The organism is Cohnella terricola (assembly GCF_007786475.1).
GTDB lineage: Bacteria > Bacillota > Bacilli > Paenibacillales > Paenibacillaceae > Cohnella > Cohnella terricola.
This window is the reverse complement of sequence record NZ_VNJJ01000005.1, coordinates 73,727-95,308: the sequence shown is the minus strand read 5'-3', so window position 1 is coordinate 95,308 and position 21,582 is coordinate 73,727. Positions and strand designations below refer to the sequence as shown.

Annotated in this window: 21 protein-coding genes and 1 other annotated feature; of the genes, 3 read left to right on the top strand and 18 right to left on the bottom strand. The window is 52.2% G+C overall.

The features are described 5' to 3' along the window. Positions 1-14 precede the first annotated feature (14 nt). Genes hemG through hemE form a run of 3 tightly spaced genes read right to left on the bottom strand, consistent with a single transcriptional unit; the run spans position 15 to position 3,494 of the window. Positions 15-1,499 carry a protoporphyrinogen oxidase gene (hemG, locus tag FPZ45_RS10385; protein WP_144700985.1) on the bottom strand — a complete coding sequence of 495 codons (1,485 nt, stop codon included), beginning with the start codon at positions 1,497-1,499 and terminating at the stop codon, positions 15-17. Further along, positions 1,489-2,442 carry a ferrochelatase gene (gene hemH / locus FPZ45_RS10380; RefSeq protein WP_144700983.1) on the bottom strand — a complete coding sequence of 318 codons (954 nt, stop codon included), beginning with the start codon at positions 2,440-2,442 and terminating at the stop codon, positions 1,489-1,491. Before hemH ends, hemG begins: the two co-directional genes overlap by 11 nt. Continuing rightward, positions 2,439-3,494, bottom strand: a complete 1,056-nt coding sequence (hemE, locus tag FPZ45_RS10375) for a uroporphyrinogen decarboxylase (RefSeq protein WP_144700981.1) — start codon at positions 3,492-3,494, stop codon at positions 2,439-2,441. Before hemE ends, hemH begins: the two co-directional genes overlap by 4 nt. Before the next feature lie 187 nt (positions 3,495-3,681). Between hemE and FPZ45_RS10370 the strand changes: the two genes are divergently transcribed. Next, the gene (locus FPZ45_RS10370) at positions 3,682-4,890 is read left to right on the top strand and encodes an MFS transporter (protein WP_144700979.1); all 1,209 of its coding nucleotides are present in this window, start codon (positions 3,682-3,684) and stop codon (positions 4,888-4,890) included. A 64-nt stretch (positions 4,891-4,954) separates the two neighbouring features. Here FPZ45_RS10370 and tyrS read toward each other — a convergent pair whose 3' ends face one another. The 3 genes from tyrS to FPZ45_RS10355 form a co-directional block, all read right to left on the bottom strand. Then, on the bottom strand, positions 4,955-6,229 hold the full coding sequence (gene tyrS, locus FPZ45_RS10365) for a tyrosine--tRNA ligase (protein WP_144700977.1): 1,275 nt from the start codon (positions 6,227-6,229) through the stop codon (positions 4,955-4,957). Between the two features lie 48 nt (positions 6,230-6,277). Continuing rightward, positions 6,278-6,507: a binding site (T-box leader), on the bottom strand. Between the two features lie 59 nt (positions 6,508-6,566). Beyond that, positions 6,567-7,376, bottom strand: coding sequence for an ABC transporter permease subunit (locus tag FPZ45_RS10360; protein ID WP_144700975.1), 810 nt, complete (start codon positions 7,374-7,376; stop codon positions 6,567-6,569). Continuing rightward, positions 7,373-8,260, bottom strand: coding sequence for an ABC transporter ATP-binding protein (locus FPZ45_RS10355; RefSeq protein ID WP_144700973.1), 888 nt, complete (start codon positions 8,258-8,260; stop codon positions 7,373-7,375). The genes FPZ45_RS10360 and FPZ45_RS10355 overlap by 4 nt, the downstream gene beginning before the upstream one ends. Positions 8,261-8,482: 222 nt before the next feature. Here FPZ45_RS10355 and FPZ45_RS10350 point away from each other — a divergent pair, with 222 nt between their 5' ends. Further along, positions 8,483-9,019, top strand: a complete 537-nt coding sequence (locus FPZ45_RS10350; RefSeq protein ID WP_222430771.1) for a TetR/AcrR family transcriptional regulator — start codon at positions 8,483-8,485, stop codon at positions 9,017-9,019. A 107-nt stretch (positions 9,020-9,126) separates the two neighbouring features. Here FPZ45_RS10350 and FPZ45_RS10345 read toward each other — a convergent pair whose 3' ends face one another. The 6 genes from FPZ45_RS10345 to FPZ45_RS10320 form a co-directional block, all read right to left on the bottom strand. Continuing rightward, positions 9,127-10,083 (bottom strand): ABC transporter ATP-binding protein, encoded by a 957-nt coding sequence (locus FPZ45_RS10345; protein WP_144700969.1) that lies wholly within the window; start codon positions 10,081-10,083, stop codon positions 9,127-9,129. Beyond that, positions 10,076-11,107, bottom strand: a complete 1,032-nt coding sequence (locus tag FPZ45_RS10340) for an ABC transporter ATP-binding protein (RefSeq protein WP_144700967.1) — start codon at positions 11,105-11,107, stop codon at positions 10,076-10,078. The genes FPZ45_RS10345 and FPZ45_RS10340 overlap by 8 nt, the downstream gene beginning before the upstream one ends. Before the next feature lie 13 nt (positions 11,108-11,120). Continuing rightward, positions 11,121-12,035 (bottom strand): ABC transporter permease, encoded by a 915-nt coding sequence (locus FPZ45_RS10335; protein WP_144700965.1) that lies wholly within the window; start codon positions 12,033-12,035, stop codon positions 11,121-11,123. Positions 12,036-12,038: 3 nt separating this feature from the next. Continuing rightward, positions 12,039-12,968, bottom strand: coding sequence for an ABC transporter permease (locus tag FPZ45_RS10330; protein ID WP_144700963.1), 930 nt, complete (start codon positions 12,966-12,968; stop codon positions 12,039-12,041). Between the two features lie 126 nt (positions 12,969-13,094). After that, a complete protein-coding gene (locus FPZ45_RS10325; protein ID WP_144700961.1) occupies positions 13,095-14,777 on the bottom strand; it encodes a peptide ABC transporter substrate-binding protein in 1,683 nt (560 codons plus the stop codon). Positions 14,778-15,325: 548 nt separating this feature from the next. Next, on the bottom strand, positions 15,326-15,961 hold the full coding sequence (locus FPZ45_RS10320; protein ID WP_186438336.1) for an O-methyltransferase: 636 nt from the start codon (positions 15,959-15,961) through the stop codon (positions 15,326-15,328). Between the two features lie 180 nt (positions 15,962-16,141). On the opposite strand from FPZ45_RS10320, the gene FPZ45_RS10315 reads away from it, so the two are divergent. Next, entirely contained in the window at positions 16,142-18,127 is a 1,986-nt protein-coding gene (locus FPZ45_RS10315) for an LTA synthase family protein (RefSeq protein ID WP_144700959.1), read from the top strand. Positions 18,128-18,175: 48 nt separating this feature from the next. Here the strand turns inward: FPZ45_RS10315 and FPZ45_RS10310 are convergent, their stop codons facing one another. The 6 genes from FPZ45_RS10310 to FPZ45_RS10285 form a co-directional block, all read right to left on the bottom strand. Further along, positions 18,176-18,430, bottom strand: coding sequence for a YuzB family protein (locus FPZ45_RS10310; protein WP_144700957.1), 255 nt, complete (start codon positions 18,428-18,430; stop codon positions 18,176-18,178). Further along, positions 18,417-18,719 (bottom strand): iron-sulfur cluster assembly accessory protein, encoded by a 303-nt coding sequence (locus FPZ45_RS10305; RefSeq protein ID WP_144700955.1) that lies wholly within the window; start codon positions 18,717-18,719, stop codon positions 18,417-18,419. Before FPZ45_RS10305 ends, FPZ45_RS10310 begins: the two co-directional genes overlap by 14 nt. A 120-nt stretch (positions 18,720-18,839) precedes the next feature. Then, complete coding sequence (locus FPZ45_RS10300; protein WP_144700953.1) at positions 18,840-19,070, bottom strand: hypothetical protein; 231 nt, start codon at positions 19,068-19,070, stop codon at positions 18,840-18,842. 65 nt (positions 19,071-19,135) lie between these two features. Beyond that, positions 19,136-20,029 carry a M14 family metallopeptidase gene (locus tag FPZ45_RS10295; protein WP_144700951.1) on the bottom strand — a complete coding sequence of 298 codons (894 nt, stop codon included), beginning with the start codon at positions 20,027-20,029 and terminating at the stop codon, positions 19,136-19,138. Positions 20,030-20,162: 133 nt separating this feature from the next. After that, positions 20,163-20,975, bottom strand: a complete 813-nt coding sequence (racE, locus tag FPZ45_RS10290; protein WP_144700949.1) for a glutamate racemase — start codon at positions 20,973-20,975, stop codon at positions 20,163-20,165. 214 nt (positions 20,976-21,189) lie between these two features. Then, positions 21,190-21,519: a YtxH domain-containing protein gene (locus FPZ45_RS10285; RefSeq protein WP_144700948.1), complete on the bottom strand. Its 330-nt coding sequence runs from the start codon at positions 21,517-21,519 to the stop codon at positions 21,190-21,192. Positions 21,520-21,582 lie beyond the last annotated feature (63 nt).

The window sequence follows — 21,582 nt, the reverse complement described above, 5'->3', positions numbered from 1 at the left end:
TCGACTACATTCGATTAGTTCGCTAGAAGAGCTTCTGCGGCTTGTTTGCCTTGGGCGACGCAGTCCGGCAATCCTACGGCATCGAATGCCGCGCCAGTCGCAATTACGCCGGGTAGCTTGGTGGCCAAGCTGGCGCGGAACGCTGCAACGGCTTCGACGTGGCCGACTGGATATTGCGGCATCGAATGGCGCAATCTCGTGATTTCGACGAACTCCGGAGTCGCGGTCAATCCCATCAGCTCGCGCAGATCGCGCTGAACGGCGGCGGACATCGCTTCGTCGTCCAATTCGACGCCTTGTTCGTCTCCGGCACGCCCTACGTAACAGCGGATCAACCGTTTGCCCTGCGGTGCGGTGTGCAGCCACTTGGACGAAGTCCATGTGCTTGCCGTGATCAGCCTGTTCTCTCCACGCGGAACGAGAAATCCCGAACCATCCAACGGATGATCAAATCCCGAGTCATCATAAGCAAGGACGATGTTGGCGACGGAGACATATCGAATCGCGTTCAGCGCAGACACGTCTACGTGAGGCGCAAGTAGTTCTGAGGCATTGTAAGCGGGCAATGCGAATATGACACGATCGGCTTCGACCGTCGACCCGTCGGACAGACGAAGCCGATACGACGCCGAATCCATCTCTTCGCCGCCGATCGGCGTTATGGCTTCCACTTTTGCTCCCGTGCGGATTTCGCAGTTGGCATCCTCGCGAAGCCGTGATTCCAGCGCTTCGATCAAGCTGGATAAGCCGTTCTTGAACGTCATGAACACGCTCGCCGGCAGCGGCGTCGAATCTGAAGCCTCGTTCGAGCTTGCGGCCGCTTCGGCGTCGGCTTTCGCTTTGGCTGCCGCGGCTTGGCGCTGCGTTTCTCGCGTGCCTGCGATCAGACTTCCGTACTCTTGTACCATCCGCTTAAATTGAGGGAATGTCGCCTCAAGTCCGAGCTTGTATAGGTCCCCGGCATGTATGCCCGCTAGCAGCGGCTCGAAAATGCGTTCAACCATTTCCTTGCCCATACGGCGCTCCAAGAACGCCCCGACCGATTCATCGCCCTCACTGACATCCGAAGGCAAATCAAGCTCTGCCAGAGCCCTGAGTTTACCTTCCTCGGATACCAACTCGGTCGCCATGAACTTGTCCCGATCCGACGGAACTCCGAGCGTTAGCCCCTGCGGCATCGGCAACAGTTTGCCATCACGCGAGATGTACGTGTTCTTCGCCGCTGGATTCGTGCCGGTCAACTCTTGGACAAGTCCCAGTTCGCTTGCAATCCGAATCATCGGAAGCTTGCGCGCTAGAAAAGAGTCAGGTCCGCGCTCAATAACGAAACCGTTCTTGCGAAGCGTGTTTACTCTGCCGCCAAGCCGATCGGAGCCCTCGATTACCGTGACTTTGATCTCTTCTCCCCGCTCCTTGGCAAGCTCCCGCAAATAAAAGGCGGAGCTGAGCCCCGTCAACCCGCCGCCCAGCACCGCCACTCGGCGACTCTTATGATTCATCGCTTTTCCTCCCGACCGCAAGCCCGATTACCGTATCGGCCATTGCCGCCAAGTATTGGGCATCGTCGTTCAGCATGCGGATCCGCTCAAGACGGATGCCGTGTTCCTCCGCGAATTTCTTCGCTTCGATGTCGATGTCGTACAGCACTTCCAAATGGTCGGAAACGAATCCGACCGGCGCGACCAGCACCGAACGAACGCCTTCCGCGCCGAGTTTTTCAAGCGTCTCCAGGATGTCCGGCCCGAGCCATGGCTGTCCGGTCTGCCCTGCGCTCTGCCAAGTGAACTGCCACTTGTCCACACCTGCCGCTTGGGCGATCGCTGCGGACGTCGCGAGTAATTGATCCGCGTATGGATCGTTCATCTCGAGAATTTTGGCCGGCAAGCTGTGTGCGCTGAAAAGCACCAGCGTCTCCGCGCGTCCGTCGCCGAACTTGTTTAAGCCTTCGGATACCCGTTTGCTTAACGCATCGATCAGTTCGGAGTGAAGATGATATTCCTTAACTCCTTTGAACGAAATTCCGTGCTTGTCTGCTTCATCTTGCGCTCTCTTGAGGTAACCCCCAACGCTCATCGCTGAATACTGAGGCGTAAGCACGATTCCAATCGCTTCACGGATACCATCGGCCGCCATGGCCGCAATCCCGTCTTCGATGAACGGCGCCGCGTGCTTTAATCCTTGGTAACAGACGTATTCCCCTACGCCTGCTACTTCGTCGAGCGTGCGCTGAAGTGCCGCAGCTTGCCGGTTCGTATTTTCGCGAAGCGGGAAAACCCCGCCCACGATCGTCCGATAACGCTCCGTTAAGTCTTCCAATTGCTCTGCCGTCGGGGGGTGCCCACGGCGGATATGAGTGTAGTAAGCCTCGATGCCCTCCATGCTTTCCGGTGTTCCGTACGACATGACTAGAACGCCTACCGGATTTTTCGTCGAGCCGCTCATGCTTTCACCCCTGCCGCAATTTGTTGTTCGCTATATGAATGAACGAATTCCGTTAATTCCCGCAATTTATCAAGCGACGCCTCAGGGAATAAACCGTGACCCAAGTTAAAAATAAATCCAGGGTCTTGAATGCCTTCATCGATCAGTTGCCGGGCATGTTCGCGAATGACTTCCATCGGAGCGGTCAGTACGAACGGATCGAGATTGCCTTGAATCGCGAATTTGCCGCCGATGCGGTGTCTACCCTCTGCGAGAGGAACCCGCCAATCCAAACCGATCACGTTTGCCTTCAAATCTTGCAAGTGCGGCAAAAGTTCTCCCGAACTGACGCCGGGGAAGTAGATTTTAGGAATGTCCAGATCCGCAATGCTCGCGAAAATGTTTTCCACGTGCGGCAGTACGAACTCTTTGAAATCGCGAGGCGCAAGAGAACCGACCCAACTGTCGAATAGTTGGACGGCTTTAGCGCCAGACTGAACATGAGCCCGCAAGTAGGTAGCAGCCATATCCGCCAGTTTGCCCATTAGACTGTGCCAAACGCGCGGCTCGCTGTACATAAGCGTTTTCGTGCGGATATACGATTTGGTCGGACGTCCTTCGATGATATAGCTGGCAAGCGTAAATGGCGCACCCGCAAACGAAATAAGAGGAACATCAAGCTCGCGATCCAGGATTTTAATCGTCTCCAATACGTGGGACAGATCTTTATCCACGTCGATCGGCTTCAGTTTCTCTACGTCGTCGGCGCTGCGAACCGGATTATGAATGACTGGACCGATATCTTTGACGATATCGAAATCGATTCCGATCGATGCGACCGGATTCATAATATCCGAATATAGGATAGCCGCGTCGACCCCAAGCTTTCGGATCGGCATCAACGTAACTTCAGCGGCTAGCTCGGGCTGACGGCAGATTTCGAGCAGCGAATACTTTTCCTTGATTTTACGGTAATCGGGGTCGTATCGTCCGGCTTGACGCATATACCAGACGGGCACGCGTTCTACCGGCTCTCCCCGGCACGCGCGCAAAAACAAGTCATTATTCAACATCGTATCCCTGCCTCATTTATGTAACGTATAGTCTTTCATTGTTTTCATTATGCCCCTTTTGGCGCGCCCGAACAACCTAGCAGCCCGGAGGGAGTATGACAATAGTTTGACAATGCGCCTTTGGACCCGCCTGGACGCTATGATATACTTTAAATGTACATAAGCATGCTAGGCAAAGGAGCAGCCGATGCAACGTTGGAAAATTAACTTGTTCGTGTTGATGGGCGGCAACTTTCTCGTGATGGCCGGTATGACGATGATCATACCGTTCCTGTCTTTATATTTACAGAAAGATTTGGGGTTAACGGGCGAGCATCAGATCGGCGTGTGGGCAGGTTTGATCTTCGCGGCGAATTTTATAACTTCGTTTTTGTTTCAGCCTTTGTGGGGCAAGCTTTCGGATAAATACGGCCGGAAAATGATGCTGCTGCGGTCGGGCTTCGGCATGTCGATCGTGATGGTCATGATGGGCTTCGCGACCGCTCCTTGGCATCTGCTCGTGCTGCGCATGCTGAACGGTGTTATTTCCGGTTATGTTCCGGCCGCCGTTGCGCTCGTATCGGCCACGACCCCGAAGGAGAGAATGGGCTTCGCAATGGGAACGCTGCAATCAGGAGGTACGGCAGGGGCGATTCTCGGCCCTTTTATCGGAGGGTTGCTGGCGGATAGCTTCGGATACAGGCCAATCTTCTATATCACCGGATCATTGCTATTCCTGGCCTCGGCGATTTCTTGGATTTTGGTTCGCGAGAAATTCGATCGAGAAGCCGCAGCTCGCAAACCTCAGATTAGCGTCATTAGAGGTTTCCGCGATCTCATGGTCATCCGTCAATTACCCGTGCTGCTGACGATTACGTTCCTTATTCAGTTCGCGATGCTGAGTCCGATGCCGCTGATGCCCTTGTACGTGCAGAACCTTCACGGCACGACGGAGAATTTGGCTTTCTATGCCGGTTTCGTCAGTTCGGTGACGGGCATCTCCAATATGATCTGCTCCCCTCTGCTCGGGAAATTGAGCGACAGGATCGGCGCGATCCGCATTTTGCTCATTGCTCTCGGCGGAGCGGCCGTCATGCTGATTCCGCAAGCGTTCGTGGGCACGGTCGGACAGCTTCTCGTCTTCCGTTTCCTGCTCGGATGCTTCATGGGCGGAATGATTCCGACTGTGAATTCTCTTGTTCGCAAATATACACCGGACGGCATGGAAAGCCGGGCGTTCGGCTTCAATAGCAGCGCGCTGAGCCTGGGCAATATGATGGGGCCGGTCATTGGCGGAGCACTCTCGGGATTCATCGGCATCGAGGGCTTGTTTATTCTATCCGGTGTCTTGTTGCTCGCGACATGCCTATGGGCAACGCAAGCGCTGCGTGCGCAAAAAACGGCTAAGATTGGTTAGAAGTACAAAGGAACCGTCCGGCAAGAGTCGAAACTCTTTTCGGACGGTTCCTTATGTTCGCGGACTATTCGAATTTCACGAGGAAGTAGTTTTTCTTCCCTCTGCGCAAAACAGCGTATTTGCCATGCAGGCGGTGTTCCTTCGTCAGAACGAAGTCGATCGCTTGCTCTCTCTGGCCGTTCAGGTAAACGGCGCCTTTCTCGATGTCTTCGCGGGCTTGGCGCTTGGACGGAGCGGCTTTCGTCTCGAGCAGCAGTTCGAGCAGCGGGCTCTCGTCCTGGCCCGTAACGACCGTCGTCGGCATATCCTGCAGCGCCTCGACGAGCTCGGCTTCGCTAAGCTGGGTCACGTCACCGGAGAACAGCGCCTGCGTGATTTTCTCCGCGCTGACGACCGCTTCGTCCCCATGCACGAGACGCGTTACTTCGCGAGCCAGTTCGCGTTGCGCTTCGCGCTTCTCGGGACGTTCCGCCACCGCTTGCTCGAGCTCGGCGATCCGTTCGCGCTCCAGGAACGTGAAGTATTTCAAGAATTTAACGACATCGTTATCGTCTGTATTGATCCAGAATTGATAGAATGCGTATACGGACGTCTTATTGCGGTCGAGCCAGACGGCTCCGGATTCGGATTTGCCGAACTTCTTGCCGTCGCTCTTCGTGACAAGCGGCAGCGTCATGCCGTAGGCGTCTCCTCCGCCCATTTTGCCGATCAGGTCGAGTCCCGCCGTAATGTTGCCCCATTGGTCGCTGCCGCCGATTTGAAGCGAGCAGTCGTGATCGGTCAGAAGCCTGTAGAAGTCGTACGATTGCAGGATCATGTAGCTGAACTCGGTGAAGGAAATACCGTTCGCGAGACGCGAGTCGACCGAATCCTTCCCGAGCATGTAGTTGACGGTGAAGTTTTTGCCGATATCCCGCAGGAACGTGATGATGTCGAGCGGCGCGAGCCAGTCGTAGTTGCTGACGAGCTTGGCCGGATTATCCGTGCCTTCGAAGTCCAAAAAGCGGGAAAGCTGATCTTTCAGGCGCTCGGTCCATAGAGCGACCGTGTCGGACGTATTCAGGGAACGTTCTGTGGAACGTCCGCTCGGGTCCCCGATCAGACCGGTTCCGCCGCCTACGAGGGCGATCGGCTTATGCCCCGCTTGCTGGAAGTGACGCAAAACGAGAATTGGAAGCAAATGTCCGATATGCAGGCTATCCGCCGTCGGATCGAAGCCGCCGTAGAGTACGATCGGCTCCTTGTTCATTTTCTCCAGCAGGCCTTCGCGGTTGGTCGTTTGGTAGATCAAACCTCTGTATTCGAGGTTATCGAGCAATTGTTGGTCGAGTCGAGCCATGGCAAATCTCTCCTTTAATCAAATTAAAAAAGACCCGTCCTGTCGTTAGACAGGGACGAGTCATCGCGGTACCACCCTATTTGAGCACGCGGCAATGCGCATACTCCGCTCACGCCCGATAACGGCAGGCTTGCCGTCTTGTCCTTCCGTGCCGGCACGGGTTCGGAACAAGAAGCTCCGGGACGTAATTCGCCTTTCGCACGCGCACCGGCTTGCATCGACCGCCGGCTTTCTGGAACGCGAACACGAACGCTACTGATTCCCTTCAACGCTTTCGCTTAATGCTTTATTTGAATCACTTTACCCCAAGGGAAATATGTTGTCAACCCTTGCAGAATTAAAGAGGCAAATCCCGTTTCCGGAACAGGAAGACGGCAAGCGCGAAGGCAATGATTGCAACGCCGAATAGGACGGGAAAGGCGACGGCAGCGTCTCCTTTCCCGTTAATGATGTCCCCCGGACGATACAATGTAAAGAGGGTGAAGTATCGCAACCACTCGACGCTCTCGCTGAATTTACTGATCAGATCTATGCTGAAAAAGCCGAACGTAATCGCTCCGGAGATGCTCATCGCCCTCTTCTCGTCATCGGATAAAGAGGATACCAGGAAAGAGATGCCGCCGACCGCGAAGAAAAGCAGGAAAGCCGAGACGTTCAACAGAATGAAGCGCTCCGTATTGAAGTCGTATTTATCTCCCAGGATCCAGACGTGTCCAACGAGACCGGCGACGGTCGTCACCGCAAGAATGACGAGCAACCCGGATGCCAGGACGGCCGCTTGCGTCAGCGCAACTTTCCCTCTTGTCGTCGGAGCCGACAACAGATAAGCCATTGAGCCTTGGTCGACGAGTCTAGCCATAAGCTGCGTCGAGAGTTGCACGCATACGATCGCGAGAATCAGAACGAGAATCAAACCGTAGTATTCCCCCGAAATAAAAGCTTCCATGCTGTCGAAACCATTCAATCCGAACGCTCTTCCCACGCCTTCAGGCATTGAATTCACGATCTCGTCGATCGCTTTCGCGTTATCGGCGATTCCGGGATACAACCAGAACATTAGCAGAATGTAGAATGCGGACCCGAACCCATAGTTCATGAATCCTTTCAAATGAACCTTCATCATCTGCTTATACAAGACGACGTTCATTTCATCGTCCCCTTCCGATCGTAATAATTCATGAAGACGTCCTCCAGGTTCTGGGTGAACAGATCGAGATTGCGTATCCGGTATTTGGCCGTCTCTTGCACGAATTGATCGTAATTGCCTTGGATGGCCACTCTAACCCGATTGCCTTCGCGGGATTCGATCGGCAAACCGGATATTTCGAACGACGCCGCCTCTTCCGCGCTTTCGAAGGTAATCTCGAACAGCTTCCGCTGCATCGATTGCAGCTCGTGGACGTCTTTAACGGCGACGATCACTCCATCCTTGATAATCGCGGCTCTGTCGCACGTCCGTTCGATCTCCGGAAAGCTGTGCGACGACATAAGAAACGTCCTGCCGCGAGTTTTCTCTTCGAGCACGATCTCGATAAATACTTTCTGCATCATCGGATCGAGCCCCGACGTCGGCTCGTCGAGGACGATCACTTCGGGATCGTGCATGAACGCGGCTACGATGCCGACCTTCTGCTTCATCCCTTTGGACATTTTACGAATTGGCGTATGAACATCGAACTGCAGCCGATCGATCAAGCGATCCCTTTTATTCAGATCCTTCACTCCGTGCAAACCCGCCATAAAATCAAGAAACGTTTTCCCCGTCATCCCTTCGATAAAAGCGATCTCGCCGGGTAAGTAGCCTACGCTTGCCTGTACCTTACCCTGTTCCCGCCACGTATCGAGCCCATTCACCTTTACCGTTCCTTGATCCGGCTTCATAAACCCCAAAATGTGCCGAATCGTCGTGGACTTCCCTGCCCCGTTAGGTCCCAGAAAGCCGAATACTTCGCCTTGCCTCACCTCGAACGAAACGTCGAATATTCCTCTTCCGTTCGCGAATGTTTTAGTCAGATGCTCGACAATTAACATGCTCGGCACCTCCGCCGCCCAAAATAATGAAATATATGAATATAAATATTTCATATCCGAAATTCTATACCTGAGCGCCCCAACCGTCAATGGATTTATGAAATATAATTATGTTATGATTTCATTAAATAATCCAAACAGGAACGATAAGGTGAGACGATGAACGGTTTTGAGAAAAGAACTCTTGCGATCAAAGAAAAAATAATCGAGACAACGCTAAATATGTTGCAAACATCCGAACCGAAGCGCATTCGGATCGCCGATATCGCCCAGTCTGCGGACGTGTCCCAGGTGACGATCTACAATTACTTCGGAAGCAAGGAAGCATTGCTGCGCGAAGCTTTCAAATCTTACGTCGACAGTGCGATCCTGGAATTCGAGATGTTCATGAACGGAGAACATACGTTAAAGGAGAAAATCAAACATATTCTCTTCGTGGGGAGGGAGGTTTTCAAGGAATTGCCTCCGGGAACGGTGAGAGACCTAGTTCACAACGACCCGGAACTTGCTCGTTACGTCGAAGATATGTATCGCAACTACAAAGTTCCGATGACAGTTCGAATTATTGAGGAAGGAAAAAGAAGCGGAGAAATATCGGAGGACGTCTCCGTCGACAGCGTCCTCGCCTACATGCAGATACACATGAACCAATATGAAACGATTCTTGATGCCGCCCAGCGTAGCGAAAACCCGGAATCGTTCTTCGACGGCATAACCCGCTTGTTCTTTTACGGCATATGCGGAAAGTCCGACGAATGAATGGTTGACTGTTGTACCCCCATACCCCGCAAAATAACCGATAAACAATAAAAAAGAGGCTATCCCTAAGTCCATGACTGTTGGGATAGCCTCTTTGCATATATCGATCAAAGCAGGTGGCAAGCCGCGAAATGCCCCGGCTCGACTTCCTTGAACGGCGGCATCGTCGCCGCGCATTCCGGCATCGCGTGCGGGCAGCGCGTACGGAACGGGCAGCCGCTCGGAGGATTGACCGGGCTCGGAATCTCGCCTTGCAGGATGATCCGTTGGCGCTGCTTCTGCGCTTCCGGGTCCGGCAGCGGAATCGCCGACAATAGCGATTGCGTATACGGGTGAAGCGGCTTGGCGTTCAGCTTGTCCGAAGTCGCGACTTCGACCAGCTTGCCAAGATACATAACGCCGATGCGGTCGGAAATATGCTTAACCATCGCCAGATCGTGCGCGATGAACAAGTACGTCAAGCCGTGTTCCTTCTGCAGCTTCTTGAACAGGTTCACGACCTGTGCTTGCACGGATACGTCAAGCGCGGAGATCGGCTCATCCGCGATAATGAACTGCGGCTCGATCGCCAACGCACGGGCAATCCCGATACGCTGCCGTTGACCGCCCGAGAATTCGTGCGGGAAACGTCCGGCATGCTCTTCGTTCAAACCGACGTCGCGCAACAGCTGGTTCACGCGTTCTTTTTTCTGTTTACCGCTGTAAAGGCCGTTAATCTCGATGCCTTCGGCGATAATCTTGCCGACTGTCATGCGCGGGTTCAGAGAAGCGTACGGATCCTGGAACACCATCTGCATGTTGCGGGTCAGCTTCTGCCGATCTTTGCCTTGCATGGCATGAATGTCTTCGCCGTTGAACAGCACCTTGCCGCCCGTCGCTTCGTACAGGCGAATGATCGTACGGCCCGCCGTCGACTTGCCGCAGCCGGATTCTCCGACCAAACCAAACGTCTCTCCTCTATTGATCGAGAAGTTCAAGCCATCGACAGCTTTCAATATTTTATTATTTCCGAGATTAAAATGCTTCTGCAAGTTCTGGACTTCCAATATCGGGCGATCAGCCATGTGCATGCCCTCCTATCCCGACCGGCGGCTCAACCTTCGGCGCATCCGGGTGCATCAACCAACAAGCGGAGCTGTGGTTGTCGGAGACATCGAAATGAGCTGGATCTTTCTCTTTGCAGATCTCCATCGCATAAGGACAACGAGCCGCGAACGCGCAGCCGACAGGCGGAGCGTACAAATCCGGAGGCGAACCCGGAATCGACTCCAACTCTTTCGAATTGTCGCTATCCAGGCGCGGCACAGAACGAAGAAGTCCCCAAGTATAAGGATGGCGCGGATTATAGAAAATGTCGTTCAGCGGACCTTGCTCGACGACTTTGCCCGCATACATGACAAGCACGCGATGGGCAATCTCGGCTACGACGCCCAAGTCGTGAGTGATAATAATGATAGAAGTATCCGTCTTTTTCTGAATATCGCGCAACAGATCGACGATCTGCGCTTGGATCGTTACGTCGAGAGCGGTCGTCGGCTCATCGGCAATCAGAAGCTTCGGATTGCATGCGAGCGCGATGGCGATCATGACGCGCTGGCGCATACCGCCGGAGAGCTCATGAGGGTACTGGTGAACGCGCTCTTCGGGATTGGACATGCCGACCAGCGTCAGCAGTTCCGTCGCCCGTTTCATAGCCTCGGTCTTGCCTACTTTTTGATGCTTCAGGATTCCTTCGGAAATTTGCGCGCCGATCGTCATCGTCGGATTCAGCGATGTCATCGGATCCTGGAAAATCATGCCGATCTCGGCGCCGCGAACTTGCTCCATCTTCTTTTCCGTCAGCTCAGTGATTTCAAGCTTGCCGTCGAACAGAATTGACGAGCCTTCCTTAATATAGCTAGGCGGCGTCGGAACGAGTCTCATCAGCGTCTGCGCTGTAACCGATTTGCCGCAGCCCGATTCGCCTACGATCGCGAGCACCTCTCCTTTATTCAAGTTAAAGGAGACGCCGCGAACCGCTTGAACTTCGCCCGCGTACATTTTGAAAGATACGCGCAAATCTTTGACTTCAAGAACAGGCTTAGCCATTCGGCACTCCTCCTTATTTTCTCATTTTCGGATCCAGAGCGTCACGGAGGCCGTCACCCAACAAATTGAAGCTTAGAAGAATCAAGCTGAAGATGATGGTTGGGAACATCAGCAAGTGAGGCTGGTATCTCATGACGCCAGCGCCTTCGCTGATCAATTTGCCCAAGGAGGCCATTGGCGGCCTAATTCCTACTCCGATGAAGCTCAGGAACGATTCGAAGAAGATCGCCGTCGGTACGGCGAAAGTAATTTGAACGATAATCAACCCGATCACGTTCGGGATAAGATGCTGAGCGATAATCCGCCAAGGCTTGGCGCCGAGCGTACGAGCGGCTAGCACGAATTCCTGCTCTTTCAGCAACAACACTTGCCCCCGAACGAGACGGGCCATCGTTACCCATCCGGAAATGGCGTATGCGATAATGATCGACGTTATGCCCGGTCCCATGAAGACGATAAACAGTATCGCCAGCAACAGAAGCGGAATCGCGTATACGATTTCCAGTATTCGCTGCATGATCGTATCTACGCGTCCTCCGACGTATGCGGAGATTCCGCCGTACAGCACGCCGACGACCAGATCGATGGACGCAGCCATGATCCCGATGAACAGCGAGATGCGCACGCCCCACCAGACCCGAACCCACAAATCCCTGCCGAATTGGTCGGTACCGAAAAAATGCGCCGCGGAAGGCTTCAAATTCCCGTCCTTGAGGAACTGAGTTTTGTAATCGTAGCTGCTGAACATCGGCGCGACGATGGCTACCACGGTCAGGACAATCAAGACGACCAGACCGGCCATCGCCAATTTATTTTTTTTCAAACGCCGCCAAGCGTCCTGCCAGTATGTCTGGGAAGGTCTTACAATCACGTCGGCGTTTGTAGTTTTCTCGACCGGTTTGAACTTATCTTTCGCAATTGGTTCCATGTGTTACCTCCTCCCAGCCAAGCGGATCCGCGGATCGATCAGTCCATATGCGATATCGGTCAGGAAGACCACAATAACGAGTATCGCCGCATAGAAGATCGTCAGACCCGTGATCATCGTATAATCATTGGACGTGATCGCGGTCACGAACTGCGAACCCAAGCCCGGAACGGCAAAAACGGTTTCCACGACGAGCGTGCCCGTAATGACGTTAACCGCGATTGGACCCAAGATGGTCACAACCGGAAGAATAGCATTGCGAATCATATGTCTGAGCACGATAGCTCTCGAGGATAACCCTTTTGACTTAGCGGTCTTGATATAGTCAAGACTCGATACTTCCAACATCGATGCCCGCATCATACGGGCGAGAATGGCAATGGTTCCTAGCGCCAAAGCGAAAGCCGGCATAATACGGTGCAATGGGCCATCCCAAAGTCCCGCGGGAAGCCATCCTAATTTAACTCCGATATACAATGACAAGAGCGGCGAAATGACGAACGAAGGGATCGAAATGCCTACGATCGCGATGAACATTGCGGTATAGTCTCCGACTTTGTTGTGTTTCAAAGCGGCATAAGCGCCCAGTCCCAGCCCGATCGCAATGGAAAATATCAAAGACTCGAGGCCAAGCTCCAATGAAGCCTTGAAATTGTTCTGAATGACCGAGACGACGGAACGGCCCGGAAATTGATAAGAAACGCCGAAATTACCTTGCAGAACGTTGCCCATATAAATAAAGTATTGCTGCCACTCCGGCTTGTCCAACCCATACTGTGCCTTTAGAATCGCGAAATTTTCCGGACTCATCTTCATCTGCGCATCACCAAAAGGATTTCCCGGCAGCAGCTTCATCAGGAAAAAGGTGGCCGTGACGATGACCCACAGGGTGATGATCATGTAGATGATCCGTTGCAAAACGTACTTTAGCAAAGCCATTCCTCCTTTCAGTGTTTAAAATGAAATATTTCCCTACAGTCATCACAGACATGAAAGAAGCCGTTCAATAACGGCCTCTTTCATGCTTTGCAACGGATCGACTTTCGGTTTATGCGCTTCTTACTTGATCGAAGTCCATTTCAGTTCGAATTCCGGACCGTAAGGAGGTTGAATCAAATCTTGAACTTTAGATTTCACCATTACAGGAATAGAACGGAAGTACAATGGTGAAATTGCCGCTTCTTCAAGCAAGACTTTCTCTGCTTCTACAAGATTAGCCGCGCGTTTCTTCGCGTCCGTAGTTGTTTGAGCTTCTTTGATCAATTCGTCGTATTTCGCGTTCGACCAGTCTTGCGTGTTCAACGAGCTGCCCGTCAAGTACATATCGAGCCAAGTCATTGGATCGTTGTAGTCTGCGCCCCACAGCGAGCTAACGATGTCGTAGTTCTTCTTAAGCTCGTTGTCTACACGGGATGCGTGCGGCATTGGCGAAGCGACAACTTTAACGCCGAGGTTTTGTTCCCATTGTCCAACCAGGAATTCCAGTACTTTAGGGCCTGTCGAGTGATCGTCGCCCATGATGGAAACTTTCGGCATTTGAGTAAGGCCTTCATCTTTCAAACCTTCTGCCAGCAATTCTTTCGCTTTCGCAGGATCGAATGCCACTTGCGCATCGCCCGCAACCGCGCGGAATTCTTGGCTATCGCCGTCGAGGTTACCCAGCGGTACGAAGCCGGTCGAAGGAACGGAGCCTTGAAGGATCGTATCAACCAAACCTTGACGGTCGATCGCCATGCTGAACGCTTGACGGATCTTTTGGTTTTTGAAAGCAGGAACTTTCGTTTCTTGGAAGTTCAGGTAACCCGTCACGAGTTCAGGCTTTAACACCAATTCCGGGTTGCCTTTCAGGTTCATATATTGCTCGCCGCTCAGAACTTGGAAGTCGGATGCGCCGGAATCGTACAGATTCAGACCCGTCGAGTTGTCCTTAACGATGTTCAGCGTAACTTTCGTCAGCTTCACGTTAGCAGCGTCCCAGTACTTGTCGTTCTTCTCCAGAACGAGCTTTTGGTCGTGATCCCAGCTCTTCAGCAAGAAAGGACCTGCGCCAATAACTTTGTCCGCGTCCGTTCCGCCCTTCTCGCCGAGAGGACCAACGAAATCTTCCTTCTGCGGATAGAAAGTCAGGAACGAAAGAAGGGAAGTGAAGAACGGAACCGGGCGTTCCAGCGTAATGACGAGAGTTGTATCGTCTTTCGCTTCTACGCCGAGTTTTTCTTGAGCCGCTTTCACGTCGTCAGCGGATTTAGCTGCCATTACGTCTTCGCCGCCTTTAACCCATGCCACGATAAATGCATAAGTCGCTTTCGTAGCTGGATCAAGCGTTCTGCGGAAAGAGTAGACGAAGTCTTTAGCAGTCAGCGGAGAACCGTCAGACCATTGCAGACCGTCGCGCAATTTAATGGTGTATGTCAATCCGTCAGCGGAAATTTCCGGCAAAGCCGAAGCCAATCCTGGCTCAGGTTGCATGTCTTTGTTCAAACGATACAAACCTTCGCTGACTGCACCCAGAACCGTGAACGCCGCGGATGTTTCCGCGATCGATACGTCCAGCGCAGGCGGTTCCGCCCGATAGTTCATCACTAGTTCTTGTTTTGCTCCGGAACTTGCCGGCGCGGATGCTTGCGCGGATCCCGTCGGTTCAGAGCCTTTATTGCTGTTGTTATTGCTGCTGCATGCCGCTAGAAGCGAGCCTGCAAGTGTGACTGCCATGGCAGTCGAGAGAATTTTCTTAAATTTCATAACTCCCTTGCCTCCCCGATTTATTTGACTATCTTTTCTAGCGAACATAGATTCTATGCACGCATGGAAGCGTAGCAAATTCTGCATATACGCAAAATTTATGTTCGCATATTCCGCCAAAATTCACCTCGCACAAAAGAAAAAGTTCTCTTAGAGCTGTAATTTTGATGGAACAAAAAGAATCTTACTATATGTAGTTTGCATTCTGCAATGAAAGTTTATGGAATGTAAAGAAATCCTACCTGTAATGTAAACTATAATAACCTAAAAATGACAGGAAACGTTTACCTTTATGAGTAAACATTGATCACTTCGTATATTCATTCATATTCGTTGATCATATTGTAAAGAGAATGTAATTTAATATGAAATTGTGTTCATGAATCTTTAAATAAAAAGATATTTTGGAATTAATTGGGGTCCATTTTAGTAGAAAACTAATTAAATTATAAGAAATCGTTATATTCGTATTATACATTTGTAAAAAAGAGCCTTTCTTGAACTTCAAAACACTAAAAATCGCTCGTTTTTCACCAATAATTATACATTCATTTAATGCGAGCCAATGCCAATCCGTCGTAAGCAGGGAGATGGACGCCCATCAATCTGTCGTCCTGCGCGATGATGCGGTTAAAATGTCGAATCGCGAGCACGGACGGGCCTTGCCTATTCTCGTCGATCGTCTTCCCGCGGAGAAGCGTATTATCCGCCGCGATGATCGCACCTTGGTTCGCTATCCGAATGCACGCTTCCAAATATCGCGGATAGTTTTCTTTGTCCGCATCGATGAAGAAGAAGTCGAACTTCTCCCCCTGCTCGGCCAACTTCTCCAAACTCTCGGCCGCATCCCCAACGCGATACTCGACCTTATGATCCAGATCCGCTGCAGCTAGGTTGCCTTTGGCAAGCTCTGCGTATTCCAACTTCAGTTCCAGCGATAACAGTTTGCCGTCTTCCGGCAATCCGCGCGCCAGACAGATACCGCTGTAACCTCCCAGCGCTCCGATCTCGAGAGCGGATCGAGCCCCGGTCGACGCCACGAGAAAAGTCAGCAACCGTCCGTATCCGTCCGCGACGGAAATGTTCGGCATCCCCGCATCGCGAATGCTTTCGTTCACCCGTTCTAAATCGGGATCCTTCCTATATAAGGAGTCAAAATATTGTTCAGGCGTCACATCCACCATAAATCCCCCCGTCAGTGTCCTCGCTTCTTGTTGTACGTACGATAATGCATTTATTTTAACACAAGTTTGTGTTTCACCCGGAATAAGAGCTATACTAATTTTTGTTTATTGCTTTACATTCAGTTTACTTAATGGTAAGGCGGCCGTTAACTTAGGCTCGCGGGGAAAGGAAGTTATGTGATGTTAGATCGTTTTCGAGCGACTGTCGGCAATGGGCTGCAACGGTTTTTCGCGCTGCTGAGAAAATGGCCGTTGTGGGGAATAATCCTGCTCGTCGCTTCGATGCTTTACAAATTAAACGAGCTGGATCATCAATTCAACGTCGGAGGAATGAATTATTGGAAGTGGGCGGTTAACTTGGGCGCCGCGTTCCTTGTCTCCTTCTGGACTGTTCTACTGGGACGTCGGGCTAGAGCAGTATCCCTCGCCCTACTTGATCTGGCGGTATCCTTTTTGATGTTCGCGGACCTGATCTACTTTCGATATTTCAAGGATTTCATTTCGGTTCCCGTATTGCTCCAGGCCGGCCAGGTCGGCGAACTGCAAGACAGCATATGGAGTCTCATGAAGCCTGGAGACTGGATCTTCTTCGCGGATATTCCAATCGCCTTCGCGCTCGCCGGATGGACGCTTTGGAGACGGTCCCCTAAGCGTCTTGCCGCGATTAGCGAGCCTACTCGCCGTAGAATCGGCTGGATATGGCGCAAATTCATACCCGCAGCGCTTCTGTTTGCCTTAGGCTGGGCTCTTATCTATTATCCGGTCCAGGAGCAGAAGAACGGCTGGGCGAGAGGTTTGTTCGTCGGCAACTGGTGGAACGTTCCGATCTACAACGTAACCGGTTTGCTCGGATTTCACGGATACGACACTTATCGTTACGCTAAAGAGCATTGGTTCGGAAAAGGGCTGTCTGACGAACAGCTTCAAGAGGCGAAAGACTGGTTCACGGAACGGCAGAAGCTGCAGAAACAAATGGAAAACGAGCCGCTCTTCGGCGAATTTAAAGGAAAAAACGTGCTTGTCGTGCAGGCGGAAGCGTTCCAAACTTTCGTCATCGGGCAGTCCATCGGCGGAAAAGAAATCACGCCCAACTTGAACAAACTGATCGGACAAAGCATCTACTTCCCTAACTTTTATCATCAAACCGCTCAAGGACGCACATCGGACGCGGATTTCCTGACGAGCTGCTCCATGCATCCGATGCCGACAGGGTCCGTATTTATCCGATTCGCGAGCAATTCCTTTGATTGCGCGCCTTCGATTCTCAAAAGCCAAGGATACGATACGACGATTCACCACGCTTACGACGGAAGCTTCTGGAACCGTAACAACATGTATCACAATATGAACTATGACCGGTTCTATACGATCAAGGACTATACGATCGACGAGCCGATCGGGTGGTCGCTCGGCGATCAATCCTTCTTCAAGCAGACGGTCGAACAGATTGAGGAACGGAACATCACGCCTTTCTACGCGATGGCGATCACGTTATCGAGCCACCATCCGTTTAAGCTGCCCTACTCGAATCAAGAATTGAACGTCGGAGAACTGCAAGGCACGATTCTCGGCGATTACGTGCAGGCAGCCCATTATGTCGATTCGGCGGTTGGAGCGCTCGTGGCGGATTTGAAAGATGATGGACTATGGGATAATACGATCTTAATGTTCTACGGCGATCACGATAATTCAGTCTACGATTGGAGCTTATACGAACGATTATTCGGTAATCCTGTATCCGATCTCGATAAGGATCGGATCGTTCGCCAAGTTCCGTTCTTCATCCACCTTCCGCATGACGAGCACGCCGGCGTGGTCGACAAAGCCGTCGGCCAGATGGATACGACGCCGACGATGATGCATCTGCTTGGCATCCCGACGGATCATCGTTACTTAATGGGCATCAGCATGCTCTCCGAAGCGAAAAAATCCGTCGTCTTCCGCAATGGCGGATTCACCGATGGTCAAGTGTACTTCGTGCCTAGCGCCGACGGCGTCATCGCTAACGGAACCTGTTATTCCCTATCCGCGGATGGGGCAGAGACGACCGGTACGGCGGCCTGCGCGGCAGGCGCCGAGTCCGCCAAGAATGATCTTAGCGTCTCCGACCGGGTGATCGAGAACGATCTGATCGCGAAATTCCGCAAGGAAGACGCAGCACAATAATGAAGACAAAGCACCGCCCTCCTTGTGGAGGGCGGTGCTTTATTAGAATTAAGACTTCACGTATTGGCTGGCTTTCTCGATCGCTTCGTCTTCCGTAGTCGCCGTGATATACCGCCCGTTGATGAAAACAAAAGCTTTGCGGGCGCAAGGGCCGCAATAGGATTTGCACGCCACTTTGATCTCCGCTTCCGGATCGAGCTTCTGCAGCTTCGAAACCATCGTCTTAACCCGGATATGTTTACATTGATCGCAGATCCGGATATCGTTCCGAGACGCTTTCCGTTCGTTCTCAGTGATCTCCATGATTCCCCTTGCTTGGATTCGTAATAACGAATCCCTCTTGTGGAAAATAAAGATAGTCGATCTTCACGCCGTCCAGAAACGGTTCGTCTTTGGTCAGAAGCACGTCGATTCCTTTATCCGTGGATACGAGTTCTTCCTTATCTGTAGGCTTAGCCATATCCATGCCGTAATGGGCATGGTCGCCATGGCTGTGCGTAACGAACACCTTAAGCTTCAAATCCGCGTTCTCGGGCTTGTCCAGTTCGCGCCGGAGCACGTTCGCCGCGTTACGAGTAATTTTACAATTCATGTTCGGTCTCACTCCCGTCAGGTTCTCGTTCTATTGTAATTATTTTGATGCGGGAAAACAAGAGACGGCCTGCACGGCCGTCTTCATTCTTATCGCTGTTGGTCAATAGGTATTAACTTTTCAAACCGAGTATTTCTTCTCCATTGAACGAGCGAACCACGTCGCCACAATCACGGTGAACGCGGCGTCGTCTATCGGCATGAACGGCATAAAATCCGGCAGTATCCAATAAAGCCCTACAGGAACGATAAATAATAGCTTGTCTCCAAAAGAAACCCGTTCCGAACGCAGAATGTTCCACACTCGTCCGGGGAGATGTCTCCATAACCTGAACCAGGATTTACGAGCCATAAGAGAACGCTCCTTTCGCAAGAGCCAAATCCTTCTCTTAGTGTACCCCTCTCTCGGCTTTCCGATTAATAAGGCGCGCAATCCAGCGCTTCCGCAAGCAGTCTGGCGATGTCGTCGTATAGCTCGTCGATATTGTCCAGCGACAGGGGGTTGTGCCCCCAGCCCGCTTCCACCGTAAATCCCGGCCTGCGAAACCGCGAAATAAACCAGTCCTTGTACCCCGCATCGCTCCCTTCCAAGTAAACCGCGCGATACCCTGAAGCGACGGCCAGCCGGTTCGCCCATCTACGAGACTCCTCCGGCTCTTCGCCGCGGTAATTCCAATAGATCTCTTCCCCTTGGGTGTGAAGCGCGAGCACGGCATGAAAATCGTTTTGCTCCGTAAATTCCGCCAAAGCGAGAGCTTCCGGTTCCGACAGAGGCTTCTCGCCGCCGTAATCGCGAGGCGCCGGACCTGGGATCGCGCGCCTTTCCCGCTCCTCTTCCCAATGAGCGGGAAATTGGTCGTTCAGATCGACGCCTCTGGCATTGGCTTTCCAGCGATGAAACCGGTTCGAGCCGCGATTCCAGAGCAGCAAATCTTCATAATAAGGGTGCTCGGGTGTCAGACTTTGCTGAACAAGCTCAACGCCGTCCGGATTAAGCATGGGAACGATCCACAACGTGGTTCGCGAAAATAAGTCTTTCGCCGACTTGCCCCAGAACGGAAGTTTTCTTTCATAACTTTTCGCGTAATCATCAGCGAATCTCATCAGCAAGAGAGCGGTGATCCACTCGTTGGCATGGCACGCTCCGTTAAAATGCCACCTGAACGCTCCCTCTCCTAACCTCAAGTAGGGGATCGGCTTACCCGTAATGCTGCTTCCGATCGACCCGTAACTGACGAACGGATATTTGCGCGACAGCTTCTTCAGTTCTTTCGCCAGTTGCTTCGGTCCATATACGGTTGTCTCCGACAAAACATCTCCCTCCTATTCCTATCCGTTGTAAATGGTGTATGTTGACCTCCATGAGCATATGACCCGACAGCGGTAAAAAAAGCCCGAGAAAGCCGGTATCCTCGCGGGAACTCGGCTTTCTCGGGCTGCGAAATCAAACCTCGATATGAGGAACCTGCCACAGGACGGGAGAGACGCGAATCGGCCTCCCCAACCAATCTTGGGCGATATTTTTAAATTTATTCGGATCTCCGCTGCAGAAGAAATGATGGGCGGGGGATTCTTCTTTCTCCGCAAGATTCCCTATCTCGCTTAATACCGCTTGAATTTCTCGCGCGGTTTCCTCTGCGGAATTGATTAACAACACTTCGGGACCCATTGCCTCCGAAATGCAATGCGCTAGGAACGGATAATGCGTGCATCCAAGAATTAAGCAATCCATCGCATAGTCGTGCAGCGGATTCAGCGATTCCGCTACCGTTCGAAACGTCTCTTCCGACCGGAAATTTCCATCTTCGACCAAAGGTACGAAAGACGGGCAAGCTCGGCTGATAATCTTCACCTGAGGTGATAAACGCTTTAACGCCGTTTCGTATGCGCCGCTCTTCACCGTTCCTTCCGTGCCGATGACGCCGACGACTCCGGTACGGGTCAGACTGACGGCAGCCCGGGCGCCCGGGTCGATCACTCCGATCACGGGCAAGTTAACCCGCTCTCGAATATCTTCCAATGCGGCAGCCGTAGCGGTATTACAGGCAATGACAATCGCTTTCGGGCCGTATTGCACGAGATAATCGACGATTTCCCGGGTAAATGCGATGATCTCTTCCGGTGCTCTTGGACCGTAGGGCGTTCTTGCGGTGTCGCCGAAATACAGAATTCTCTCATCAGGAAGCTGGCGCATCACTTCTTTGACGACGGTCAGGCCTCCTACGCCGGAGTCAAGGACAGCGATTGCTTGCTGCACAGAAACACCGCTTTCTACATGGATCTTGAGTTCGTATCAACATACTTTATGAGAACATCATTCAAAAGGTACCTGATATTAGCTTAAAGGAGGACGGGTTATGGAAGCAATCGGGACAAATCACCGAAAAAGCAAAGGCCGTCCGGCGGGAGCGGACGGCCTTGCCTTTGCAAACCGGATCATTTACCGAATAGAGCATCTCTTCTCCCGAAAGCTAGACGACGTCTGCAGCTTCCTCCGATTCGTCTTCTGTAACTACGATCGCGTCGACAAAGTCGGCATTCACGCTCGTTTGGACATCTACTACGTCCTCATCGGCTGCGGCTCTGGCATCGGCGAATAATTCAGCCGCTCTCTTCGCGAACGATTGAACGGCCGCGCTGGCTTGGCGACTTATATGGGTTGTCTTCTCTCCAACCTTATGAGCGGTTTCGGAGATGTCTCCGCGAAGTTCGCGTCCCGATTTAGGCGCAAGCAGCAGCGCGGTAACGCCTCCCGTCACAGTTCCCAATAAAAACGTTGCCACGGTTTTTTTGTTTGGCATTTCCTGTCACACTCCTTATAATGGGTCAGCATTCGTTCCCAGACCGCGGTGACTTATGGGGAA

What these genes read in the sequence shown, in the direction of transcription:
- hemG (WP_144700985.1), bottom strand. Translation starts at nt 1,499, where the DNA reads ATGAATCATAAGAGTCGCCGAGTGGCGGTGCTGGGCGGCGGGTTGACG.
- FPZ45_RS10315 (WP_144700959.1), top strand. Translation starts at nt 16,142, where the DNA reads ATGTTAGATCGTTTTCGAGCGACTGTCGGCAATGGGCTGCAACGGTTT.
- FPZ45_RS10300 (WP_144700953.1), bottom strand. Translation starts at nt 19,070, where the DNA reads ATGGCTCGTAAATCCTGGTTCAGGTTATGGAGACATCTCCCCGGACGA.
- FPZ45_RS10355 (WP_144700973.1), bottom strand. Translation starts at nt 8,260, where the DNA reads ATGTTAATTGTCGAGCATCTGACTAAAACATTCGCGAACGGAAGAGGA.
- FPZ45_RS10310 (WP_144700957.1), bottom strand. Translation starts at nt 18,430, where the DNA reads ATGGAGATCACTGAGAACGAACGGAAAGCGTCTCGGAACGATATCCGG.
- FPZ45_RS10360 (WP_144700975.1), bottom strand. Translation starts at nt 7,376, where the DNA reads ATGAACGTCGTCTTGTATAAGCAGATGATGAAGGTTCATTTGAAAGGA.
- hemE (WP_144700981.1), bottom strand. Translation starts at nt 3,494, where the DNA reads ATGTTGAATAATGACTTGTTTTTGCGCGCGTGCCGGGGAGAGCCGGTA.
- FPZ45_RS10335 (WP_144700965.1), bottom strand. Translation starts at nt 12,035, where the DNA reads ATGGAACCAATTGCGAAAGATAAGTTCAAACCGGTCGAGAAAACTACA.
- FPZ45_RS10305 (WP_144700955.1), bottom strand. Translation starts at nt 18,719, where the DNA reads ATGAATTGTAAAATTACTCGTAACGCGGCGAACGTGCTCCGGCGCGAA.
- tyrS (WP_144700977.1), bottom strand. Translation starts at nt 6,229, where the DNA reads ATGGCTCGACTCGACCAACAATTGCTCGATAACCTCGAATACAGAGGT.
- FPZ45_RS10345 (WP_144700969.1), bottom strand. Translation starts at nt 10,083, where the DNA reads ATGGCTGATCGCCCGATATTGGAAGTCCAGAACTTGCAGAAGCATTTT.
- FPZ45_RS10285 (WP_144700948.1), bottom strand. Translation starts at nt 21,519, where the DNA reads ATGCCAAACAAAAAAACCGTGGCAACGTTTTTATTGGGAACTGTGACG.
- hemH (WP_144700983.1), bottom strand. Translation starts at nt 2,442, where the DNA reads ATGAGCGGCTCGACGAAAAATCCGGTAGGCGTTCTAGTCATGTCGTAC.
- FPZ45_RS10320 (WP_186438336.1), bottom strand. Translation starts at nt 15,961, where the DNA reads ATGGTGGATGTGACGCCTGAACAATATTTTGACTCCTTATATAGGAAG.
- FPZ45_RS10350 (WP_222430771.1), top strand. Translation starts at nt 8,483, where the DNA reads ATGTTGCAAACATCCGAACCGAAGCGCATTCGGATCGCCGATATCGCC.
- FPZ45_RS10370 (WP_144700979.1), top strand. Translation starts at nt 3,682, where the DNA reads ATGCAACGTTGGAAAATTAACTTGTTCGTGTTGATGGGCGGCAACTTT.
- FPZ45_RS10340 (WP_144700967.1), bottom strand. Translation starts at nt 11,107, where the DNA reads ATGGCTAAGCCTGTTCTTGAAGTCAAAGATTTGCGCGTATCTTTCAAA.
- FPZ45_RS10325 (WP_144700961.1), bottom strand. Translation starts at nt 14,777, where the DNA reads ATGAAATTTAAGAAAATTCTCTCGACTGCCATGGCAGTCACACTTGCA.